Genomic DNA, 19,906 nt, shown 5'->3' with positions numbered 1-19,906 from the left:
ACTACCATCATGAAATTTGTTGTCGCATCAACTGACCGGGGCATCTGTAACCTGTTTTTCATTAATGAAGAGGAAGACGCCACAGCAATAATAAAGGAAGAATGGCCTTCCGCCAGGCTAGTTGAAAAGGAACACCAGCTGCACCGGAATGTGAATTCTTCCTTCAACCAAGGAAAACCGAATAGTCCCATTGCTCTCCGACTAAAAGGAACCCCGTTTCAATTGAAAGTATGGCAGGCTTTGCTCCAAATTCCCGAAGGCACTTTGACCAGTTATGGTGCAACCGCCACACATCTCGATGCTCCGTCAGCTCAAAGAGCAGTTGGAACGGCCATTGGAAAAAATCCGGTGGGATACCTCATTCCCTGCCACCGGGTAATCAAGAGGTTGGGTAAAACAGGAGGTTATCGCTGGGATCCGGTTCGCAAACAAGCGATAATTGGACGGGAAGCAGCACAAACCAATCAGGATTCCGAAACTCAAACAACACTTTTCTGAGATAACGATCGTTTTTTTATTCTTATTTAGATTAAAACCACATAAAATTAAATTCTTTATAATAATAATAATATTTACAACGAACAGCTATAAACACACAAATACAACCAATCACACTGCTTTTTTCTTCTTTTCTGAATTATCATTGTTAATTATGATACTCCGGATGCTGAGACTATGTGACCTTAATACTTGATTCTTATTCTTATTCAATATAAATTGAGGCATTTTTCGAAATCCAAACATTATTAAAATAAAATTACATGGTACCAAAAATTCATTCCTTAGGAGGTTACATTCACGAATGTCAAAAAGGAATAGCCAATCCCGAAGCATTTTGGAATCAGGTTGCCGAGTCGTTTTTCTGGAGAAAACGCTGGGATAAAACCGTTGAATGGGATTTCAAGAAACCTGAAATCAAATGGTTCATCAATGGAAAGCTCAACATTACCGAGAACATCTTTGAGAAAAACCTGTACACGCACGCCAACTTGCCTGCTATTATCTGGGAACCTAACAATCCGGACGAAGACAACCGCGTACTGACCTACAAGGAATTATTGGCAGAAGTAAACATGTTTGCGAACGCCCTGAAACGGCTTGGCATACGTAAAGGCGATCGCGTAGCGTTGTATATGCCAATGGTTCCGGAACTGGCAGTCGGAATGCTGGCATGTGCCCGTATTGGCGCCATACATTCGATAGTCTTTGCCGGCTTCTCGGCTCAATCGCTGGCCAACCGGATAAATGACGCCAAAGCCACCGTATTGTTGACAGCTGATGGCGGATACCGGGGTTCCAAAATCACACCGTTGAAGGATATTGCAGATGATGCATTGAAGAGCTGTCCTACGATAAAAAATTCAGTAGTATTAAAACGAACCGGTTCATCCGTTAACATGAAAGAAGGCCGTGATATCTGGTGGCATGATGCCATTCATGGTGAGCCTGCACACTGCGAGCCCGAAGAAATGGATTCCGAAGATGAACTATTCATATTATACACTTCCGGTTCTACCGGTAAACCAAAAGGAATTGTTCACACCACCGGTGGATACATGACCTATACAGCCTATACCTTTAAAAATGTATTCCAATACGATGTCGGCGACGTCTATTTCTGTACCGCTGACATCGGCTGGATTACCGGGCATTCCTACATTGTTTACGGGCCATTATTAAATGGTGCACAAACACTCATGTTCGAAGGAGTTCCCTCCTGGCCCGATGCCGGTCGTTTCTGGGACATTGTAGCTAAATATAAGGTGAATCAATTCTATACTGCACCAACGGCTATTCGTGCTTTATTGGCCAAAGGCTCTGAGTTCATTGATGGTAAAAAGATTGACTCGCTGAAGGTTTTGGGAACAGTTGGTGAGCCCATCAACGAAGAAGCCTGGCACTGGTACCACGATCATATTGGGAAAAACCGTTGTCCCATTGTCGATACCTGGTGGCAAACTGAAACCGGTGGTATCATGATTAGTCCAATTGCCGGCGTTACTCCAACGAAACCTTCTTTTGCCACCATGCCACTGCCGGGAGTGCAACCGGTTGTTGTCGATAATAGTGGAAAAGAACTGGTAGGAAACAGCGTGGAAGGGAATCTCTGTATCAAATATCCCTGGCCAGGAATGCTTCGTACCATTTGGGGCGATCACAAACGTATGAAAGATACCTATTTCTCGCGTTTCGAAAATATGTACTTCACCGGCGACGGTGTGAAACGTGACGAGGATGGATACTATCGTATCCTTGGTCGTGTAGACGATGTAATCAACGTTTCGGGACACCGGCTGGGAACAGCAGAGATTGAAAATGCCATCAACGAGCACCCGCTGGTCAACGAATCAGCAGTGGTAGGTTATCCCCATGCCATCAAAGGACAAGGAGTCTATGCTTTTGTCGTTTGTGGTGAATTATCGACAGGAGGCGAAGATGGTATCCGTAATTCGATTATGAAAGGTGTCAATAAGATCATCGGTCCAATCGCCAAACCCGACATTATCCAGTTAGTTCCGGGCTTACCCAAAACCCGGTCCGGCAAAATTATGCGAAGAATATTACGGAAAATTGCGGAAGGTGATGCTACCAACCTTGGTGATATCACCACGCTACTCGACGAGGAAGTGGTTGATCAAATTATCGACGGCGCATTAGTTGATGTAAAACGATAATCTGGTACAAATAATAAAAAAAAAGCCGGAGTTGAAAACAGATCCGGCTTTTTTTTAGTCTTATGCATCCTGATACAAATCATTCCCGCTGCAGCGGAACAAATTGAACTGTCGCCAGATTTTTTCGTTTAACCCGGCCATTTCGTTTGGTCAGCAATACCAATTGTTGAAAGCTTCCGGGCTGCCCAACCGGCATGATCAACCGGCCATTTTCGGCCAACTGATCAATTAACGGGCGGGGAATATGATCGCCGGCAGCCGTGACCAGAATGATATCGAAAGGCGCATGTTCGGGCCAACCACGGTAACCATCACCTCGTTTCGTTACCACATTATCGTAATGAAGACCGGAAAGTACTTTAGCGGCATGCAGGGCTAAGCCGGGGATCAATTCGATGGTGTAAACCGAATCGACAATTTCGGCGAGAACAGCAGCCTGATAACCGGATCCTGTTCCAATTTCCAACGCCTTTTCCCCCTTCGAAGGTTTTGTTTTTTCGGTCATTAAGGCCACAATATAAGGTTGCGAAATGGTCTGTCCATAGCCTATCGAAAGCCGGGAATCTCTATACGCCTGATCACGGTACGCGTCCGGAACAAAATCCTGACGGGGAACTTTGCGCATAGCCTTAATCGTTGGGCCATCATCGATGCCCCGGGCAATGATTTGCTTTTTTACCATTTCCATGCGCTTGGCCTCAAAATCTTCCTGTGCACACGCCAACAACGGGAATAAAAATATAAGTAGTAGTACGGTTATTAGCTTCATTAGATTTCATTTTGCGTTAATGTACGGAATTCATCTCAAAAAAATACAGACAAACAGTTGGGAATTGTCATTCTTCATTAACTTAACAAACCATAATTTTAAATCGACAAACGTGAAAACAATTGGACTATTCGGTGGAACCGGCTGGGTTTCCACCCTGGAATATTATCGTTACCTGAATCAAGGGACAAATGAGCGACTCGGTGGACTGAGTTCTGCACGCATTTTTCTGCACTCAGTCAATTTTGCCGAATTAAATGAACTAAAAAAACAAGGCCCACGGGAAGTGTATGCATACATCAAAACAAACCTGCTGAGACTTATTGATGCAGGAGCTGACTTTGTGATACTCGGCGCCAACACGCTGCACCTGCATGCTGATAAACTCATGACTGAGCTTCCGGTTCCCCTGCTCCACATCGCGGATGCTACAGCGGAAGCCATTAACGCAAAAGGTTTCCAGAAAGTCGGACTTTTAGGCACCATGCTAACGATGGAAAAGGATTTTTACAAAAAGCGCCTGTCCAAACATGGTATTGAAGTGCTGGTCCCGGAGAAAGAAGATCGTGAATTTATCGACCATGTCATCTGGCACGAACTCGAAAAAGAGATATTCAGCGCCACATCGAAAAGTCGTTTCCTGGAAATCATGAACCAACTGGCCGACAAAGGCGCTGAAGGAATGATTCTCGGATGCACCGAAATTCCATTACTCATCCATCCGGAAGATACCCGCCTGGAGCTATTTGACACACTGAAAATACATGCAGAAGCCACCGTGGAATTTGCCTTGAAAGATTAGCTTGTCCATCCAATTTTTCGGTGAATTCTTCGTGGTATTTACCTGAAAATAGAAAAGCGGAATGCACATTGACATTGAACCGAAATACACGGAGCAAATCAAACCCGCAGCTGTCCCACAGCAAACAGCTTTCTGGGCCAGGGTGAAAGAAAACCTGGGATACGAAACGCGCGCCTTCGACATCAAAGTCCCAAAATCAGACATAAAAATTAATGAACCCGCCGCAAACCACACAAACCCGGTAACCGACGATCTGCTGGTGGTTATGCAGCAGGTGGGAGCCGATTATCAGGTTGCCTACATTCCATATGGTCCGCTTCTCAATCCGGATGAGGATTTTCGCGGATTATACCTCGAAGAACTATCCGAAAGCATTCGTCCGTTTCTTCCGTCGAATACCATCCTAATCCGTTACGACTTGATTTGGGAATCGCCGTGGGCGAAAGACGAAAACCGGTTCAATGACCGGGATGACTGGTTGGGGCCTCCGGAACCACACTACCAGGAAATGCGCATCAACTTCAATACCCAAAACTGGAACCTGCGCAAGGCTCCTTCCGATTTGCTCCCCTCCCATACCATCTTTTTGGATTTGAGCCACAATCACGATATGTTGCTTCAGCGAATGAAACCCAAAACACGGTACAACATCCGCTTGTCGAAACGCAAAGGGGTCGAAGTAAAGGAGGTCAGCTTCGGTGATTTACCTGTATGGTACGAACTTTATAAACAAACCGCCATCCGTAACGGCATCGTACTCGACGATATCAATTATTTCCGCACCGTGCTGGAAACAGAGGCTTCCAATACCGCTTCGCCTGCCGATGTGCACATGCTTCTGGCCGAATCAGGGGGAATACCGTTAGCCGGAATGTTTCTGGTGGTAACCGGTAAACGAGCGACTTATCTGTACGGAGCATCCTCGTCACAGAACCGGGACAAGATGGCTACCTACGCGTTACAATGGGAAGCCATTAAAATTGCCCGTCAAAAAGGTTGCACCGAATACGACATGTTTGGTGTATCGCCCACTCCCGGACCATCGCATCCCATGTACGGACTTTACCGCTTTAAAACCGGATTTGGCGGGGAATTGTATCACCGGATGGGATGTTGGGATTACCCGTTAAACGAAGGGCAATACAAGTTATTTATGATGGCCGAGCGGAATAGCCAGGGATATCATCTTCGTTAATTTACAGATGGATATAACATCCCACACCAACTTTTAACATATTAAATAAAAAATATGGGGTTTGCGTTGGCTAGACCGGAAAACAAACCCACAATTTTTTCCTATTTTTAGCCCGAAACGTAAATTAACGGCTTGCCTTTACCGGCAAAAAACAGGTGATTATAAACTGAATAACGAACGAATAAGTAACAAGTCGCAAAAATGAGAAAATGGCGTGTTGAAGATTCTGCCGAACTGTACAACATTAATGGCTGGGGAATAAATTTTTTTTCGATTAACGAGAAGGGACATGTTGTCGTAACGCCCAAAAAAAACAGCGTTCAGGTTGACTTGAAGGAGTTAGTTGATGAACTTCAGCTTCGCGATGTTTCCGCTCCCATGCTGATACGTTTTCCTGATATATTAGATAGCCGGATTGAAAAAATGGAAAGTTGCTTTAAAATAGCAGCTGAGGAATACGGATATAAAGCACAGAATTTTACCGTCTACCCCATCAAGGTAAATCAAATGCGGCCTGTTGTTCAGGAGATTGTCAGTCATGGTAAGAAATTCAATATCGGTCTGGAAGCCGGCTCCAAACCAGAATTACACGCCGTTATTGGTGTGAACACCGATAATGATTCTCTTATTATTTGCAACGGATACAAAGACGAAGATTACATCGAGCTGGCGTTGTTGGCGCAGAAAATGGGGCGCCGGATTTTCCTGGTGGTAGAAAAACTGAACGAACTGAAACTGATTACGCGCATTGCCAGGCGTTTGAAGATTCGGCCCAACATTGGAATCCGTATCAAACTGGCCAGCTCCGGCAGTGGAAAATGGGAAGATTCAGGCGGGGATGTCAGCAAATTTGGTCTTACTTCCAGCGAATTGCTCGTTGCCATGGATTTCCTGGAGGAGAACAAGATGCAGGATTGCCTGAAGCTGGTACACTTCCATATTGGCAGTCAGGTTAATAAAATTCGCCGCATTAAAATTGCCTTGCGCGAAGCCGCACAGTTTTACGTACACCTCCACCTCAATGGCTTCCCGGTTCAATTTGTCGACATTGGCGGCGGTCTGGGTATCGATTACGACGGGACCCGCTCGGCTAACAGCGAAAGCAGCGTGAACTACAGCATCCAGGAGTATGTAAACGATGCTACTTCTTCGATGGTGGATGCCAGCAACCAACACGATATCCCACATCCCAATATCATCACCGAATCGGGACGGTCACTGGCTGCTCATCACTCGGTACTCATTTTCGAGGTACTCGAATCGGCAACTTTGCCCAGTTGGGACGAAGAAGAAGAATTGACTGAAGATGCACATGATCTGGTAAAGGAATTGTATGAAGCCTGGGATTTGCTGAACCAGCCACGAATGCTGGAAACGTGGCACGATGCGCAACAAATCCGGGAAGAAGCGCTCGACCGTTTTAGCCTCGGATTAGTTGATCTGAAAACCCGTGCCCAAATCGAGCGCTTATTCTGGTCCATTGCCCGCGAAGTACATCAAATGGCCGGTAAACTGAAACATGTTCCGGAGGAGTTGCTAAACCTGCCGAAGCTATTGTCAGATAAATATTTCTGCAACTTCTCGTTGTTCCAATCACTGCCCGATTCCTGGGCCATCGACCAGATTTTCCCAATCATTCCGATTCATCGACTGGATGAAAAACCCGCCCGATCGGCAACGTTGCAGGACATTACCTGTGATTCGGACGGGAAAATCGACAATTTCATTTCGACCCGGAACTTTTCTTACTATCTGCCTGTTCATTCACTCAAAGCGAAAGAGTCATACTATATCGGGGTTTTCCTCGTTGGCGCTTACCAGGAAATACTGGGCGATTTACATAACCTTTTCGGTGATACCAATGCGGTCCACGTTTCAGTTGACGAAAAGGGATACAGTATCGACCAGATTATCGACGGAGAAACGGTAGCCGAGGTTCTCGACTATGTGCAGTACAATCCGAAGAAACTGGTCCGTACCGTTGAAACCTGGGTGACGTCATCGGTTAAAGCCGGGAAAATTTCGGCCGAGGAAGGAAAAGAATTCCTGTCAAACTACCGCTCAGGATTGTACGGATACACTTACCTCGAGTAATGTTTTCCGGCGAAAGCCTAAATAAAAGCGGCTCTTCGAAAAAACGGACAAAGTGAAACGAACATGAATTCTGAAATGTCTGATGCACAAACAGGCATGCTAAAAATTCATCGTGAGTTCCATCCGGCCATTAAGAATAAACTTTTCGCGGATGAAAATTTATATCAAAAATATGGTTTGCGATCGTTGTAAGCTGGCCATTAAAAACCAGCTCAACGATCTGAAACTGGATCCCATTTCAGTAGAATTAGGCGAAGTCGATTTTGGTCAGAAGGAACTCTCTACCGAGCAAATGAAGCAGATAAAAACCCACATTGAACCACTGGGTTTCGAACTGCTGGACGACAAGAACAGCAAATTAGTAGAGAAAATCAAAACACTCATCATTGAATTGGTCCACCAAAACAATGAACCGATTCAGATCCGGTTATCCGAATATATCCGTGCACATCTCAATTACGATTACCATTACCTCAGTAATCTCTTTTCTTCCATCGAAGGAACAACCATTGAGCATTACTACATTGAACAAAAAATCGAAAAAGTGAAAGAGCTACTGGTATACAATGAACTCACACTAAGTGAGATAGCCTACAGAATGGGATATAGCAGCGTGGCACATCTAAGCGGACAATTCAAAAAAATCACCGACTTAACGCCCACCCATTTCAAAAAACTGAAAGACGTAAGGCAGCGCACCCCACTCGATAAACTGTAAATTGTATAACTCTTTTCGAAAATCCTGTAACATCTGAAGCCCCTGTGACCATTAGCTTTGTAGCATAATAAAACTTTATGCTATGTCAGCTTCAAATTACATAACGCAAACCTTTCCCGTTACCGGGATGAGCTGTGCGTCCTGTTCACTGAGCGTCGAGACCATTTTGAATGCAACGGATGGTGTGATAGATGCCAAGGTAAATTTTGCGAATGCCAGTGTCCTGGTAAAATGGGATCAGCAGGTCATACAACCTACCGGGATGAAGACAGCGATTCAGGCTGTGGGTTACGACCTAATCGTGGAAGACAGCGACACTGCGGGAGAGACTGTCGAAAAAATCCAGCGAAAAGAATATGAACAACTAAAGAAACACACATTGGGAGCGGTGTTATTCTCCATCCCGATTGTGGTGATCGCCATGTTTCTAACCAATTTGCCTTATGCAAAATGGATTGAATTAGCGCTTACTCTTCCGGTTGTATTCATCTTCGGAAAACGATTTTACGTAAACGCCTGGAAACAGATGAAACACCGGGTGGCCAACATGGACACACTGGTCGCTGTAAGTACGGGCATCGCTTTTCTGTTCAGCCTGTTCAATACGTTGTATCCGGAATTCTGGACCAGCAAAGGATTCGAAGCACATGTTTATTACGAAGCCGCTGCTGCCATCATTGCCTTTATTTTACTGGGAAAACTATTGGAAGACCGGGCTAAATCGAATACTTCTTCGGCTATTAAAAAGTTGATTGGATTGCAACCGAAAACAGTGGTCAGGATTGCGGATGACGGAACAGAAACAACCGTTTCGATTAAAGACGTAGCCATTGGTGACATTTTGCTGGTAAAACCCGGCGATAAAATTCCGGTAGACGGAAAAGTGACCAAGGGTAATTCGTTCGTCGACGAAAGTATGATTAGTGGTGAACCGATTCCCGTCGAGAAGACTGAAAGCAAGGAAGTATTTGCCGGAACCATTAACCAAAAAGGTAGTTTCTGGTTTCGTGCCGAAAAAGTCGGTGGCGAAACCCTGCTTGCACACATCATTAAAATGGTACAAGAAGCACAGGGAAGTAAAGCCCCGGTGCAAAAGCTGGTCGATAAAATTGCCGGTATTTTCGTTCCGGTTGTCATGGGAATTTCCCTCCTCACGTTTATCGTCTGGATGATTTTCGGAGGAGATCAGGCTTTTACCCATGCGCTGCTGGCAGCCATCACCGTATTGGTTATTGCTTGTCCATGTGCGTTGGGACTGGCCACACCTACCGCCATCATGGTTGGAATCGGTAAAGGCGCCGAAAACAACATCCTGATTAAGGACGCTGAAAGCCTGGAAACGGCGCATAAAGTAGATGCCGTGATTCTGGATAAAACCGGAACCATCACTGAAGGAAAACCGATCGTTACCAACATCATTTGGAGTGAAGATGGGAACCAGGAACAACTGACTTCTCGGCTACTCGGAATGGAAAAACAATCGGAGCATCCGCTGGCAAGTTCAGTTGTAGAGTACTTTGTTGAAAAAGAAATCAAGGGTACGCAACCCGAGCAATTCGAAAGTATTACCGGGCAAGGTGTAAAGGGCGCTTTCGCGAAAGAAACCTATTTTGTAGGAAATAACCGTTTGTTGGAAGAAAATAAAATTGACCTTCCGAAAGATATTCAGGCGAAAGCCGAAAAAATGCAACAGGAAGCCCAAACGGTTATCTTCTTCACAGACGCAAAAAAAGTACTGGCAGTTATTGCCATTGCCGATCAGATTAAAGAAACATCAAAAGAAGCGATCAAACATTTACAGGACGCTGGAATTGAGGTTTACATGTTGACCGGCGACAACGAGCAGACGGCTGAATCGGTATCGCGGCAAGTGGGACTGAAACATTTCAAAGCAGGTATATTGCCCGGTGACAAAGCGGCTTTTGTGAAAGAGTTGCAGGGAAAGGGTAAAACGGTAGCTATGGTAGGCGACGGAATCAATGACTCGCAGGCGCTGGCACAGGCTGATATCAGCATTGCCATGGGAAAAGGCTCGGACATTGCGATCGACGTGGCTAAGATGACATTAACAACATCCGACCTAAACAGCATTCCCAAAGCATTGAAACTGTCGAAACAAACCGTAGCTACGGTTAAGCAGAACCTGTTCTGGGCATTTATCTACAACATAATTGGTATCCCGGTTGCTGCCGGTGTACTGTATGCATTCAACGGGTTCCTGCTGAACCCGATGATTGCCGCAGCTGCCATGGCGTTCAGTTCCGTTTCGGTAGTGTCCAACAGTCTCCGATTAAAATGGAAATCACTTACATAACACAATTATTGTATCAGTAACATAAAACTCAAGTAATTATGAATTTCACTGTAAAATACAAAACAAACATCAATTGCAACGGCTGCATCGCAGCAGTAACCCCTTCCCTGAATGGCTCCGATGCTATCGAAAAATGGGAAGTGGACATTAATAACCCGGAAAAAATTCTGACCGTGGAATTGAAAGAGAACAATCCGGAAATAGTAAAGGAGTTGGTACAAAAAGCCGGATACAGCATCGAAGAGCTCTAAAAACCGATCATGTCTGGGACAAAACCAAGGCAGAAAATTCGTAGATAACGGGTTCTCTGCCTTTTCTTTTGCATTAATTATCAGCGCTTAAACACGTCTTGTAATTCTTAAAATTCACTTAAGATTTTATATCTTCGACAGGCAATTTTAAATAAGTCTTAATTTAGACTAATCTCAATTAATAATTAGGGAAGTATGGGACTCAGAACAACTCTTTTTATCGTAACACTTTTGCTGTCCATAGGGCGCTTATCGGCACAGACCGATACCACGCATGTACAGAGCGACACGACCAAGGTTCAAAATGATCTGCTCAATTCGATCATGACGCCTCAGCAGGAACACGTACAACTTCTGCCGAAAAAGTATCCGTTTACCCAGAAAATTTTGTGGGGCCACAAAGGTTTGATGAGAAACTTCAATGCATTCAAGCTTTCGCCGGAAGAGCGGGACAGGGAGTTGAAGATCCGCCGAACCATGTTGAAAATGCACCAGGTGCTGGGATTTGTTTCATTGGCGGGAATGGCAGCCCAGGGTGTCGTTGGATACAAACTGTACAATGGCGATTACAGCGTAAAAGGATTGCATGAAGGCCTGGCCGCCGGTGTCGACATTGCCTATTTCTCAACAGCTGCACTGGCATTATTTGCGCCACCTAAAATGCTTGACGAACGAAAAGGATACAGCAGTATCAAAGTTCACAAAATCCTCGCTATCGTACATTTTACCAGCATGGTAGCTACAAACATTCTTGCCACGCAATTAGAAAGCCATCCCAACCTAAAACCTTACCATCGGGCTGCTGCCCTAACCGCTTTTGGTTCCTTAGCTGCTGCTATGATTGTCATTAAATTTTAATTCATGAAGAAAATTATCTTATCAATGGTGGTGGTTGCCGCAACAGCAACCTTAGGTTTTGCACAGACGACCTCAAAGATGATGTCCGACACCGGAAAATCGTATGTCCGGTATGCCATGTCGCACCCGTTGCACGACTGGGAAGGAACCAGCAAAAGTGTAAAAGGGGTCATTATTGTGGACAACAAAACCAAGGAAATTAAGCAAACGGCTATAGCTATCAAAATTTCGACTTTCGACAGTCACAATGCCAACCGCGATTCTCACATGATGGAGGCAACTGATGCCATTAAATTTCCGAATGTTACTTTCTCCAGCACCTCCTTCCAGAAAGACCAGAAGGGGCAGGAGACGGTTACAGGCGATTTGTCATTTCACGGTATTTCTCACTCCATTACCGTTCCTATTGTTGAGAAAACTGACATCAATGGAGAGATAGAAGTAACCGGAAATTTTGCTGTAAAGATGACTGATTATAAAGTTGATCCGCCAAGCCTCCTGGGAATGCCGGCGAAGGATAATATCAAACTTAATTTCGACTTTTTTTTTAAACAGAGACGCTAGTTCATACCTGATGTTCAAAAAGAGGGCGATGGAAGCAGTTGTATCCATCCGGGCCGTAATTTTCCGCCTCTATCTTAACAGGAATCCTACGGAAAAGAGCATTCACCACATCAGGGAAATAAACGAAGTTCGCCAGTTTGATATTTTGCAGCAATTCGTCAAGCGTTTTTTGTGCCACTTCTTTCGATGGTTTCTCTTCCCCTTTTGAAAAAGCAGAAATCAGGCCCCAATTTTCGGGCTTATTGATGGAGTAAGGGGTATTTTCGGTATCCATCTTTTTCCACGGCCAAAATGACCATCCAATGTTGTTCGCTTCAAAATATTGGGTGGTGGCCCAGTAGATCGCTTTGCCCTGCTCGCCGGTTTCGCCCACCCAAACCGGGGCATTCAGCGCTTTACGTTTATCCAGGAATTGCTGAATACTATTCAGATGATCGGGACGGCTCCAACAGTAATAATGAAACTGGAAAAACATGTTATCATCGAACTTCTCCTTGAATTCCGACCAGTTATTGGCCCAGTTATATCCTTCCATTACTGCCAACGGATTTGGCTATAAGCAGTTGCGTGGGTGAGAAGAAGCAATAACTTATAGCCATTCCATTGTTGGCAGTAGTATTTTAGTCAGCATCTATTATGATTTTCAATGCCTTTTCTTTTGAAGCATTTATAAATACGTCATAAGCTTTTTCTATTTCATTTAACTTGTAATGATGTGTTATTAGTTTGTCAACCGGTAATTTGTTTGTTGCAACTGCTTTCATTAGCATTGGTGTTGTATTAGTGTTTACAAGACCTGTAGTAATGGTTAAGTTTTTAATCCATAAATCTTGAATTTCAAAATCTACTTTTTTGCCGTGAACACCAACGTTGGCAATATTTCCGCCTGGTTTTACAATTTTTTGACAAGTATCCCAAGTTTGTGGCAGGCCTACAGCTTCGATAGCAACATCTACACCTTCTTCGCCCACAATTTCAGCTATGTTTTCTTTTATGTTTTCAGAAGGTTTAAGCGTATGTGTAGCTCCAAGGCTTTTTGCCATTTCTAAGCGATTTTCATCTAAGTCAATCATTACAATGATGGTGGGCGAATAGAATTGTGCAGTTAATAAAACTGACATTCCTACCGGACCAGCTCCTACAATAGCTATAGCATCTCCTGGTTTCACGTTTCCGTATTGTACTCCGATTTCGTGACCTGTTGGCAAGATGTCGCTCAACATTACTGCTACATCGTCATCTATGGTTTTAGGGATTTTGTATAAGCTGTTGTCGGCATAGGGTATTCTCACGTATTCGGCTTGTACACCATCAATCATATGCCCTAAAATCCAACCACCGTCCTTACAATGAGAGTATAGTTGTTTTTTGCAATATTCACAAGAGCCGCAAGAGGTAATACAAGAGATTAAAACTTTATCTCCCACTTTGAATTGGGAAACGCCCTCTCCGACTTCCTCAATAATTCCAATTCCTTCGTGACCAAGTATAATACCGTCTCTCATATAAGGGTTTTTACCTTTATATATTCCTAAATCAGTTCCACAAATAGTGGTTTTTACAACTTTTACAATAGCGTCAGTTGTGTTTTCAATTTTTGGATTTGATTTTTCTTCAAGAGCGATGTTGTGCTCTCCGTGATAAACTAATGCTTTCATAATTTCACCTTTTTTAGTTAATAATTTATTAGTGTTGATATTACTGCCAACGGTTCTGCGGTATGCGCAGTACGGGGTTTCGAAGCCACTTCCTTGTCAAGATGCAGAAAGGCTGAAACGAGCCACAGACGCTGAATTACACTGTAACCCCCGTATTGCGTATGACCGCATGTTACCGCCAGGTGTTTATTCATTATCAATTAGTTATCTACTTTTCATAATCTAAAATCCTTTCAATCGAAGCACTGCCGTTTCCGAAAAAAAATTAGGTTTTAGGGTCGGCAAAAAAGCGTTGGAAGACAGACAAGCTCTATTGCAATTTTTGGTTACGTGTCGGCTTGTGCGAATTGCAATTGTGCTTGGCTGTGTGGACTGGCTATTCATCCGTCAACTCTTTTGCTATCATTTCAGCTTGTTTAAGTACTGTTTCAGTTGCCAGTTTTTGCATGTCCGGCGGATACCCGTATTGTCTCAAAGTCCGAAAGTCCCATTGCTTCCGCTTCCGTATCCATATTTTTATGCTCCATTCCTTTCAGTTCCAACAGGAATTCTTCTGATAAAATTGAAATATAAGGTTTTTTTATTCCTGCTGCATCGAAAACATCAATAACTTGCTCAGAAATTAAAGCCTTGTCGATTACCTGGCGTATCGTTGTTTCAATTTCTTCATCGGTGTTTGAAGTACCTGTTCCATCTGCCTGTGCGTTGCACGCAGACAGGTCAAATTTTCAAAAACAACAAAATGCCGGATTAAATCCAAAAGTGTTTCTTTATTTAACATCCCGGTAATCAATGTCTCTAACTGACTAACCAAATTAGAAGCTTCTTCCTTGCCATCAGCAGATTTCCAAGATATGAAACGGCTCATTCCGGCAGAAATAGTCCCTGCTTTAGCCTCTAAGCCATCTGATATGATTGTAAATGCATTATGTGTAAATAAGGTGGGTATAGTTGACTTATAGGTTTGTATTTGATTAAAAGCAGTTTTAATCGTAGCTTTTTCGTCATCTGCATTTTTCAACTCTAATACAACCAATGGAATTCCATTCACAAACAAAACAACATCAGGACGTTTATTGATGCCATCTTCAACCACTTCAACCACGGTGAACTGATTAGCCACAATAAATTCGTTGTTCTCAGGCGTATTGAAGTCAATCAACCAAACCAAATCACCTCTTTCATTTCCATCTTTCTGATAAGTCACTTTAATGCCCTCGGTGAGCATCCGATGAAATTGTTCATTATTCGTGATAAGCTCCGGTGAATGAATACGGTTCAATTCTTTTACAGCTTCATCCTGTATTTCAGGTGGAATTGTGGGATTTATTCTTCTAATCGACTCACGTAACCTATCTAAAAGTAAAACCTCTTCATAGCTTGTTCTTTCAGGTGTTTCTCCGCCTGCCTGTCCTGCATACGCAGGCAGGCCATGTGCTATGTTTGGGGCATAAATGTATTGGTAGCCCAGATGCTCCAATAATTTAATGGTGAATTCTTCGATTGTATTTTCGGTCAACCTATTGTGCATTATTTTTACCCTTTTTATCGCGATTAAATTTATCATCATTCCATTTCAGAGGATTGTTGATGATATATTTCAATATATTTTGATATGATTTATCGTTGCGGATGATGTGGTCGTGATAATTGGATTGAAAAAAATGATTGTTTCTGTTGTATTTGGGAATATCCAAATGGCATTCGTCAATATAATCGTCAATTTTTGAATTAATTATCGATTTGAACCCACCAATGAATGATGAAATTGATTTTGGTTTGCGTATAAATGATTGTTTTTCGGATTGTTCCGGGGATTGTATGGGGGATTGTAGAGACGCACGGCCGTGCGTCTCTACGTGCGTTCCGTTCGAATCATGTGAACCATGTGAACCATGCGAACCGTGCGTTCCGTTTTTTTCAATCCCATTTTTATCCAAAACAACAATGGCGTGCAAATGATTTGGCATGATGATATATTCATCCAAAAACAATTCATTGCGAATTTTAAATGATTTATTCCATTCGTGGTCAACGATTTTTCCAAATGCTGATAATTTCATTTTTTTATCAACAATTTCACCCAAAATACATTCACGGTTTTGTGTTACCAATGTGATAAAATAAATCCCATTTCCTGAATAATCCCAACCAGGCATTCGGTGCGATTGTATTCTATATTTATTTTTAAATTTATCCATGTTGTTTTTTAAGACAATGCATGCATCTTTTTTACATCACCCGCACCTCCCCACTCATTAACTTCGGCAACAAAGCATCCCGCAGTTGGGTGAAGGTGCGGATTTGATTCATCTTTAGAATTATTTTGTCGTCTATAGGTTTTGCTTCATTTTGAAATTTACTAATAATCAAATTACTGGGAATAGAAATATCAGATTTTCAAAATCTGACTTACTTATTGGGCCAAAAACAGTTCCTGTTTCATTAAATTGCTTTATATCATCCATCAATGATTTCATCTTGCAATAAGTATAAAATGAATTATCATGTTTATATCTAAATGCTAAAACGCCCCGACCAATACAACATTTTTCATTAGCCATATTCTGTTCTCCAACAGGTGCTCTTACACTAATTAAAGTATCATATTTCTCAGCATATCTTTTGGGTTCAGTTGTAAAAACTCTGTTTGCAGGTAAACGGAAACCAAAATCTGCATTCCCTTGATACATTGGAATTCCTTCTCCATTATAACTTTTCCCGGGTGGCGAAGCTCCCATTGTAAAGTCAAATTCATCACCTAACTTTCCAACCTCCCCCTCCTCACTCGCTTCTGCCACACCTGCCTGCGCCGAGGCTCCGGCAGGCAGGAACCACTGCCGAAACAGCGCCTCCGCCATTTGCTCCAAAGTTTTGTTCTGGCGGTGGAGCAGGTCTATTTTGTCGTCTAAGCTGGAAAGGACGGAGGCGATGGCACGTTGCTCTGGGAGTGAAGGAATACAAAACAAATGTTCTTTTACAACATCGGTCTGAACCCTTTGTCTGCCAGAACTTCCTGTCATTGAAAGTATGGCTGTTTCCCTGAAATCGGGTGATAAAGCTAAATAGTACAAGAAATTTTTATCACTCAAGATCTTTAAGCATTTGTTCAAACTCTTCATCCGTTTCGTCGCCCGGCCATTTGCCCATTATTTGTGCTAATTGATTTCCGTCTTTCTCCCTTATCTGCCTTTCCAGTTGTTTCTCAACTGTTTCAGATTTGGGCTTTTTTGAAAGATACACATCTCCTTCACCAGCTTCAAAAACCCGCTCAATTTCAATAACTGAATGGCCACGGGGTTTAAAATGTGCTGTGCCTGTAATGGAAACTTCCTTTCCCCAAAACGGGGCAATATCTTCGAAAGATAATGAGTCTGATAAAACCCCATCTACAATACCTTCCTCTGTTTTTATCTGCACTTTCAGTTTTGAGTATTTCAAAGATTCAACTGTTCCGTTAAGGATTACAGGTTCAGGCTCCGGGATTTCGTCTTCAGCACTTTGATTCTTTTAAAATCATTTTTTGTCAATTTCAATTCCGGGACACTATTCTGGTTAGAAATAACAAAGGTTTCATTTTCATTTAAAAATGCATTTTTTAGTTGTTTTAGCTCCCTCAGTAACGGTTTGTCCAATAAATCCTGTTCGTCATTTTCATTCATTGCATCCTGAAAAGATTTAATAAACAAAGTCATTGGCGTGTGTTGCGGAAGTTCTTGCTGTGCTTCCCATCGAAATAAATCTGTTTGGTAGGGTTCAAGCGTTTTTTCAAATTTTTCAGACTCCAGGCACAAAACCGTACTACCTTCTTTTATGCTGGTTAAAGAAACCTTTAAGGCATCTTTCAGAGATATTTTTTTTCTTCCTTTGGTAAGGCTAACTCCCGTGAGGCTTATTTGCAAAGCACCTTCAGAAACTTTTCTAATGCTATCGGCAATTAATGCCAGGCGATGAAGGTCTATTGTCCCTTTCTCTTCCTTTGCATTATCTATTTTTATTTCATAGTTCATTTTGCTGAATTCATTTCTGTTTTATAATTGTCATTCAAATTACAATAGTTTTTATACTTATTTGTTTTAAACTAGTCGAATTCGACTGGTTTAGAATTGTTATAATAAAACTATTTTTCATTTAAATTAATTTTAGCAAGGTTTTGAGTGATACACTCATTTAGCTGGCGTTCTTCTTTCTACTGCCCCTCAAATTCATTTTTCAGTTGTGTAAATCGTTCTTTAAAATCAAAGTCATCCTCTTCTTCTGCCAAACCAACATACCGCCCGGGTGTAAGAACATAATCCAAATCTTTTACCCGTTCAACAGGTGTAGAATTACAAAAACCCTTTATGTCTTCAAATAATTTCCGCCAGCCGGCGGATTACGCCAGTGTTATGATAGAGTCTGGTCTAAAAAGCCTTAGAACTGCTGATTGTTACCATTTTTACCCCTAACCCTAAAGGGGAATTGCCAAAAATCAGCAGTTTGAAAAAGTCCCCTTTAGGGGATTTAGGGGTCACAAGGCTTTTTAGACCAGACTCATGATATGTTTCGGCAATCTTCTGAATATCCTCTTCGGAAAGAACTTTTGTTCTGCGATTGATTAAATGGCCCATGTTTCGGGCATCAATGAATAGAATCTCACCACTGCGGTTTCTAAACTTACCATTCGTCCTGTTCCGGCTCATAAACCAAAGCGATGCAGGGATTTGGGTGTTTAAAAACAATTTAGGCGGTAAGTTTACAATACAATCTAGATAAAACAGGTAAAATAGCAAAACCGACGGCAGAAAAACAATGGAAAGGATGCAGGAAAACCATTCAATCCCCATAGAGTATAGCTTTGAACAGCAACGGTTAAGCCCAACACGAATTAAAACACAATTGAGCGTGCATTTTGAGCGCTGTTACCCTGAAAAGAGAATTAAACTACTTAAAGTATAGCCCAAGTGTAAACTCCTTATCAAGAAAATCTGATATTTCCGTTCCTAAAGTAGTTGTAGCTACAATGACTAACCAATAAAAAACAGGAATGTGTTTTTTGTGATTAGTTGAACTGAAAGTACAACTAAAAAGAAAATAAGCGTAATTATAATTCCCGTTAAATAGCCAAGATTTAAGGTCATTGACAAATAATCGCCCCATGTTTCTCCAAGAGTTGTAGCCACAATTTTCATTAACCAAAAGATTAATGTTATCTCTGCTACTTTGTTTAGGTTCTTAATAGTATTTATATTTCTAAATATTATTTTCTAATACATCAACTAAACTTAAATCCATATCAGCCAGTATTTTAATCATACTAATATCTTTATTTTGGGTACTAAGTTGCAACGCTTTAAAAAGATAATTAAAAGAATCTTTTAAGTTTCTGTCTGCAACGTTTGGGCTTAAAGCAGTCCACTTTTTTTGGACATTAGAAATGGTTAGTTCAATATTCGCCCAATCAATTTTTTCTTGATTCAAGAGAGCAAGAATTTTAAACCCCATATAATCTAAGTGTTCAATGTTAATTTGATTTTCTATTTTATAGCCATCTAAAAAATTACTCACATTAAATTCAAAAATCTGTGTTGAAGCCAAGGCGACTTCATTGTATTTCTTTTGGGCAATGAGTTCTTTAAGTTGCTCAAATTTTGAGTTCAGTATTTTGTAATTTTCAGGAGAAAGATTTCTTTCAAATGTTGTATTATCAAATGCTTTTTCAATTTTACTCAATGATTTTTTAACTCCGTCCTCGTTGCTTTCCAGTGCAAATTCCGTCATATCTTCAAATGGCGATAAAAGAACATCTAAATTCTCAAATACTTTCTTATCAGAAACTGCTTTCGTCTCCTCTTTGATAACTTCTGATTTTGAATGATTAGAATCCTGTTTTTTATGTTGACAAGAAACATTAAAAATCGTTGTTAATCCAATTAATAAAAATATTTTGTTTTTCATTTTTCCCTCCTATTTTGTGTTTAATAAATACAAATATATTACTCAAATCTAAATAAATATTGAACCTTCTG

24 protein-coding genes are annotated in these 19,906 nt (G+C 41.9%); 10 read left to right on the top strand and 14 right to left on the bottom strand.

Features of this window, described 5'->3' with window-relative positions; genetic code table 11:
* Nucleotides 1-9: 9 nt before the first annotated feature.
* Complete coding sequence (locus GJU82_RS03130) at nt 10-498, top strand: methylated-DNA--[protein]-cysteine S-methyltransferase (RefSeq protein ID WP_153630815.1); 489 nt, start codon at nt 10-12, stop codon at nt 496-498.
* A gap of 263 nt (nt 499-761) precedes the next feature.
* Entirely contained in the window at nt 762-2,675 is a 1,914-nt protein-coding gene (acs, locus tag GJU82_RS03125) for an acetate--CoA ligase (protein ID WP_153630814.1), read from the top strand.
* A 79-nt stretch (nt 2,676-2,754) separates the two neighbouring features.
* Here acs and GJU82_RS03120 read toward each other — a convergent pair whose 3' ends face one another.
* On the bottom strand, nt 2,755-3,444 hold the full coding sequence (locus GJU82_RS03120; protein ID WP_153630813.1) for a protein-L-isoaspartate(D-aspartate) O-methyltransferase: 690 nt from the start codon (nt 3,442-3,444) through the stop codon (nt 2,755-2,757).
* 112 nt (nt 3,445-3,556) lie between these two features.
* Between GJU82_RS03120 and GJU82_RS03115 the strand changes: the two genes are divergently transcribed.
* The 8 genes from GJU82_RS03115 (at nt 3,557) to GJU82_RS03080 (ending at nt 12,240) form a co-directional block, all read left to right on the top strand.
* Nucleotides 3,557-4,246 carry an aspartate/glutamate racemase family protein gene (locus GJU82_RS03115; RefSeq protein WP_153630812.1) on the top strand — a complete coding sequence of 230 codons (690 nt, stop codon included), beginning with the start codon at nt 3,557-3,559 and terminating at the stop codon, nt 4,244-4,246.
* Nucleotides 4,247-4,307: 61 nt separating this feature from the next.
* On the top strand, nt 4,308-5,441 hold the full coding sequence (locus tag GJU82_RS03110; protein WP_153630811.1) for a peptidoglycan bridge formation glycyltransferase FemA/FemB family protein: 1,134 nt from the start codon (nt 4,308-4,310) through the stop codon (nt 5,439-5,441).
* 201 nt (nt 5,442-5,642) lie between these two features.
* Nucleotides 5,643-7,535: a biosynthetic arginine decarboxylase gene (speA, locus tag GJU82_RS03105; RefSeq protein ID WP_153630810.1), complete on the top strand. Its 1,893-nt coding sequence runs from the start codon at nt 5,643-5,645 to the stop codon at nt 7,533-7,535.
* Between the two features lie 151 nt (nt 7,536-7,686).
* Nucleotides 7,687-8,253 (top strand): AraC family transcriptional regulator, encoded by a 567-nt coding sequence (locus GJU82_RS03100; protein ID WP_153630809.1) that lies wholly within the window; start codon nt 7,687-7,689, stop codon nt 8,251-8,253.
* 82 nt (nt 8,254-8,335) lie between these two features.
* Nucleotides 8,336-10,567 (top strand): cation-translocating P-type ATPase, encoded by a 2,232-nt coding sequence (locus GJU82_RS03095; protein WP_153630808.1) that lies wholly within the window; start codon nt 8,336-8,338, stop codon nt 10,565-10,567.
* A 38-nt stretch (nt 10,568-10,605) separates the two neighbouring features.
* The gene (locus tag GJU82_RS03090; RefSeq protein ID WP_153630807.1) at nt 10,606-10,818 is read left to right on the top strand and encodes a heavy-metal-associated domain-containing protein; all 213 of its coding nucleotides are present in this window, start codon (nt 10,606-10,608) and stop codon (nt 10,816-10,818) included.
* 195 nt (nt 10,819-11,013) lie between these two features.
* Nucleotides 11,014-11,676: a hypothetical protein gene (locus GJU82_RS03085; RefSeq protein WP_153630806.1), complete on the top strand. Its 663-nt coding sequence runs from the start codon at nt 11,014-11,016 to the stop codon at nt 11,674-11,676.
* 3 nt (nt 11,677-11,679) lie between these two features.
* Nucleotides 11,680-12,240 (top strand): YceI family protein, encoded by a 561-nt coding sequence (locus tag GJU82_RS03080; RefSeq protein WP_153630805.1) that lies wholly within the window; start codon nt 11,680-11,682, stop codon nt 12,238-12,240.
* A 1-nt stretch (nt 12,241) separates the two neighbouring features.
* Here GJU82_RS03080 and GJU82_RS03075 read toward each other — a convergent pair whose 3' ends face one another.
* From GJU82_RS03075 to GJU82_RS03030, 13 genes are all read right to left on the bottom strand, one after another.
* Nucleotides 12,242-12,775, bottom strand: coding sequence for a hypothetical protein (locus GJU82_RS03075; RefSeq protein ID WP_153630804.1), 534 nt, complete (start codon nt 12,773-12,775; stop codon nt 12,242-12,244).
* Between the two features lie 85 nt (nt 12,776-12,860).
* Entirely contained in the window at nt 12,861-13,898 is a 1,038-nt protein-coding gene (locus GJU82_RS03070; protein ID WP_153630803.1) for a zinc-dependent alcohol dehydrogenase family protein, read from the bottom strand.
* A 376-nt stretch (nt 13,899-14,274) separates the two neighbouring features.
* Entirely contained in the window at nt 14,275-14,346 is a 72-nt protein-coding gene (locus tag GJU82_RS17875) for a hypothetical protein (RefSeq protein WP_373921450.1), read from the bottom strand.
* Complete coding sequence (locus tag GJU82_RS17870) at nt 14,327-14,521, bottom strand: type I restriction enzyme endonuclease domain-containing protein (RefSeq protein WP_373921449.1); 195 nt, start codon at nt 14,519-14,521, stop codon at nt 14,327-14,329. Before GJU82_RS17870 ends, GJU82_RS17875 begins: the two co-directional genes overlap by 20 nt.
* 14 nt (nt 14,522-14,535) lie before the next feature.
* The gene (locus GJU82_RS03060) at nt 14,536-15,417 is read right to left on the bottom strand and encodes a type I restriction endonuclease (RefSeq protein ID WP_228488547.1); all 882 of its coding nucleotides are present in this window, start codon (nt 15,415-15,417) and stop codon (nt 14,536-14,538) included.
* A 1-nt stretch (nt 15,418) separates the two neighbouring features.
* A complete protein-coding gene (locus GJU82_RS03055) occupies nt 15,419-15,961 on the bottom strand; it encodes a transposase (RefSeq protein WP_153630801.1) in 543 nt (180 codons plus the stop codon).
* A 306-nt stretch (nt 15,962-16,267) separates the two neighbouring features.
* Entirely contained in the window at nt 16,268-16,990 is a 723-nt protein-coding gene (locus tag GJU82_RS03050; protein WP_228488546.1) for a restriction endonuclease subunit S, read from the bottom strand.
* Nucleotides 16,983-17,318: a hypothetical protein gene (locus GJU82_RS17365; protein WP_228488545.1), complete on the bottom strand. Its 336-nt coding sequence runs from the start codon at nt 17,316-17,318 to the stop codon at nt 16,983-16,985. The genes GJU82_RS03050 and GJU82_RS17365 overlap by 8 nt, the downstream gene beginning before the upstream one ends.
* 44 nt (nt 17,319-17,362) lie before the next feature.
* Nucleotides 17,363-17,908, bottom strand: a complete 546-nt coding sequence (locus tag GJU82_RS17360; protein WP_228488544.1) for a hypothetical protein — start codon at nt 17,906-17,908, stop codon at nt 17,363-17,365.
* A gap of 393 nt (nt 17,909-18,301) precedes the next feature.
* Nucleotides 18,302-18,724: an N-6 DNA methylase gene (locus GJU82_RS03040; protein ID WP_228488543.1), complete on the bottom strand. Its 423-nt coding sequence runs from the start codon at nt 18,722-18,724 to the stop codon at nt 18,302-18,304.
* Between the two features lie 97 nt (nt 18,725-18,821).
* The gene (locus GJU82_RS17865) at nt 18,822-18,926 is read right to left on the bottom strand and encodes a hypothetical protein (RefSeq protein ID WP_373921448.1); all 105 of its coding nucleotides are present in this window, start codon (nt 18,924-18,926) and stop codon (nt 18,822-18,824) included.
* The gene (locus GJU82_RS17860) at nt 18,905-19,069 is read right to left on the bottom strand and encodes a hypothetical protein (protein WP_373921426.1); all 165 of its coding nucleotides are present in this window, start codon (nt 19,067-19,069) and stop codon (nt 18,905-18,907) included. The genes GJU82_RS17865 and GJU82_RS17860 overlap by 22 nt, the downstream gene beginning before the upstream one ends.
* Before the next feature lie 61 nt (nt 19,070-19,130).
* Nucleotides 19,131-19,835, bottom strand: coding sequence for a hypothetical protein (locus GJU82_RS03030; RefSeq protein ID WP_153630799.1), 705 nt, complete (start codon nt 19,833-19,835; stop codon nt 19,131-19,133).
* Between the last annotated feature and the right edge of the window lie 71 nt (nt 19,836-19,906).

It is taken from the genome of Prolixibacter sp. SD074, from assembly GCF_009617895.1.
In the GTDB taxonomy this organism is placed as follows: Bacteria; Bacteroidota; Bacteroidia; order Bacteroidales; family Prolixibacteraceae; genus Prolixibacter.
This window is presented reverse-complemented; position numbering and strand designations above follow the sequence as displayed.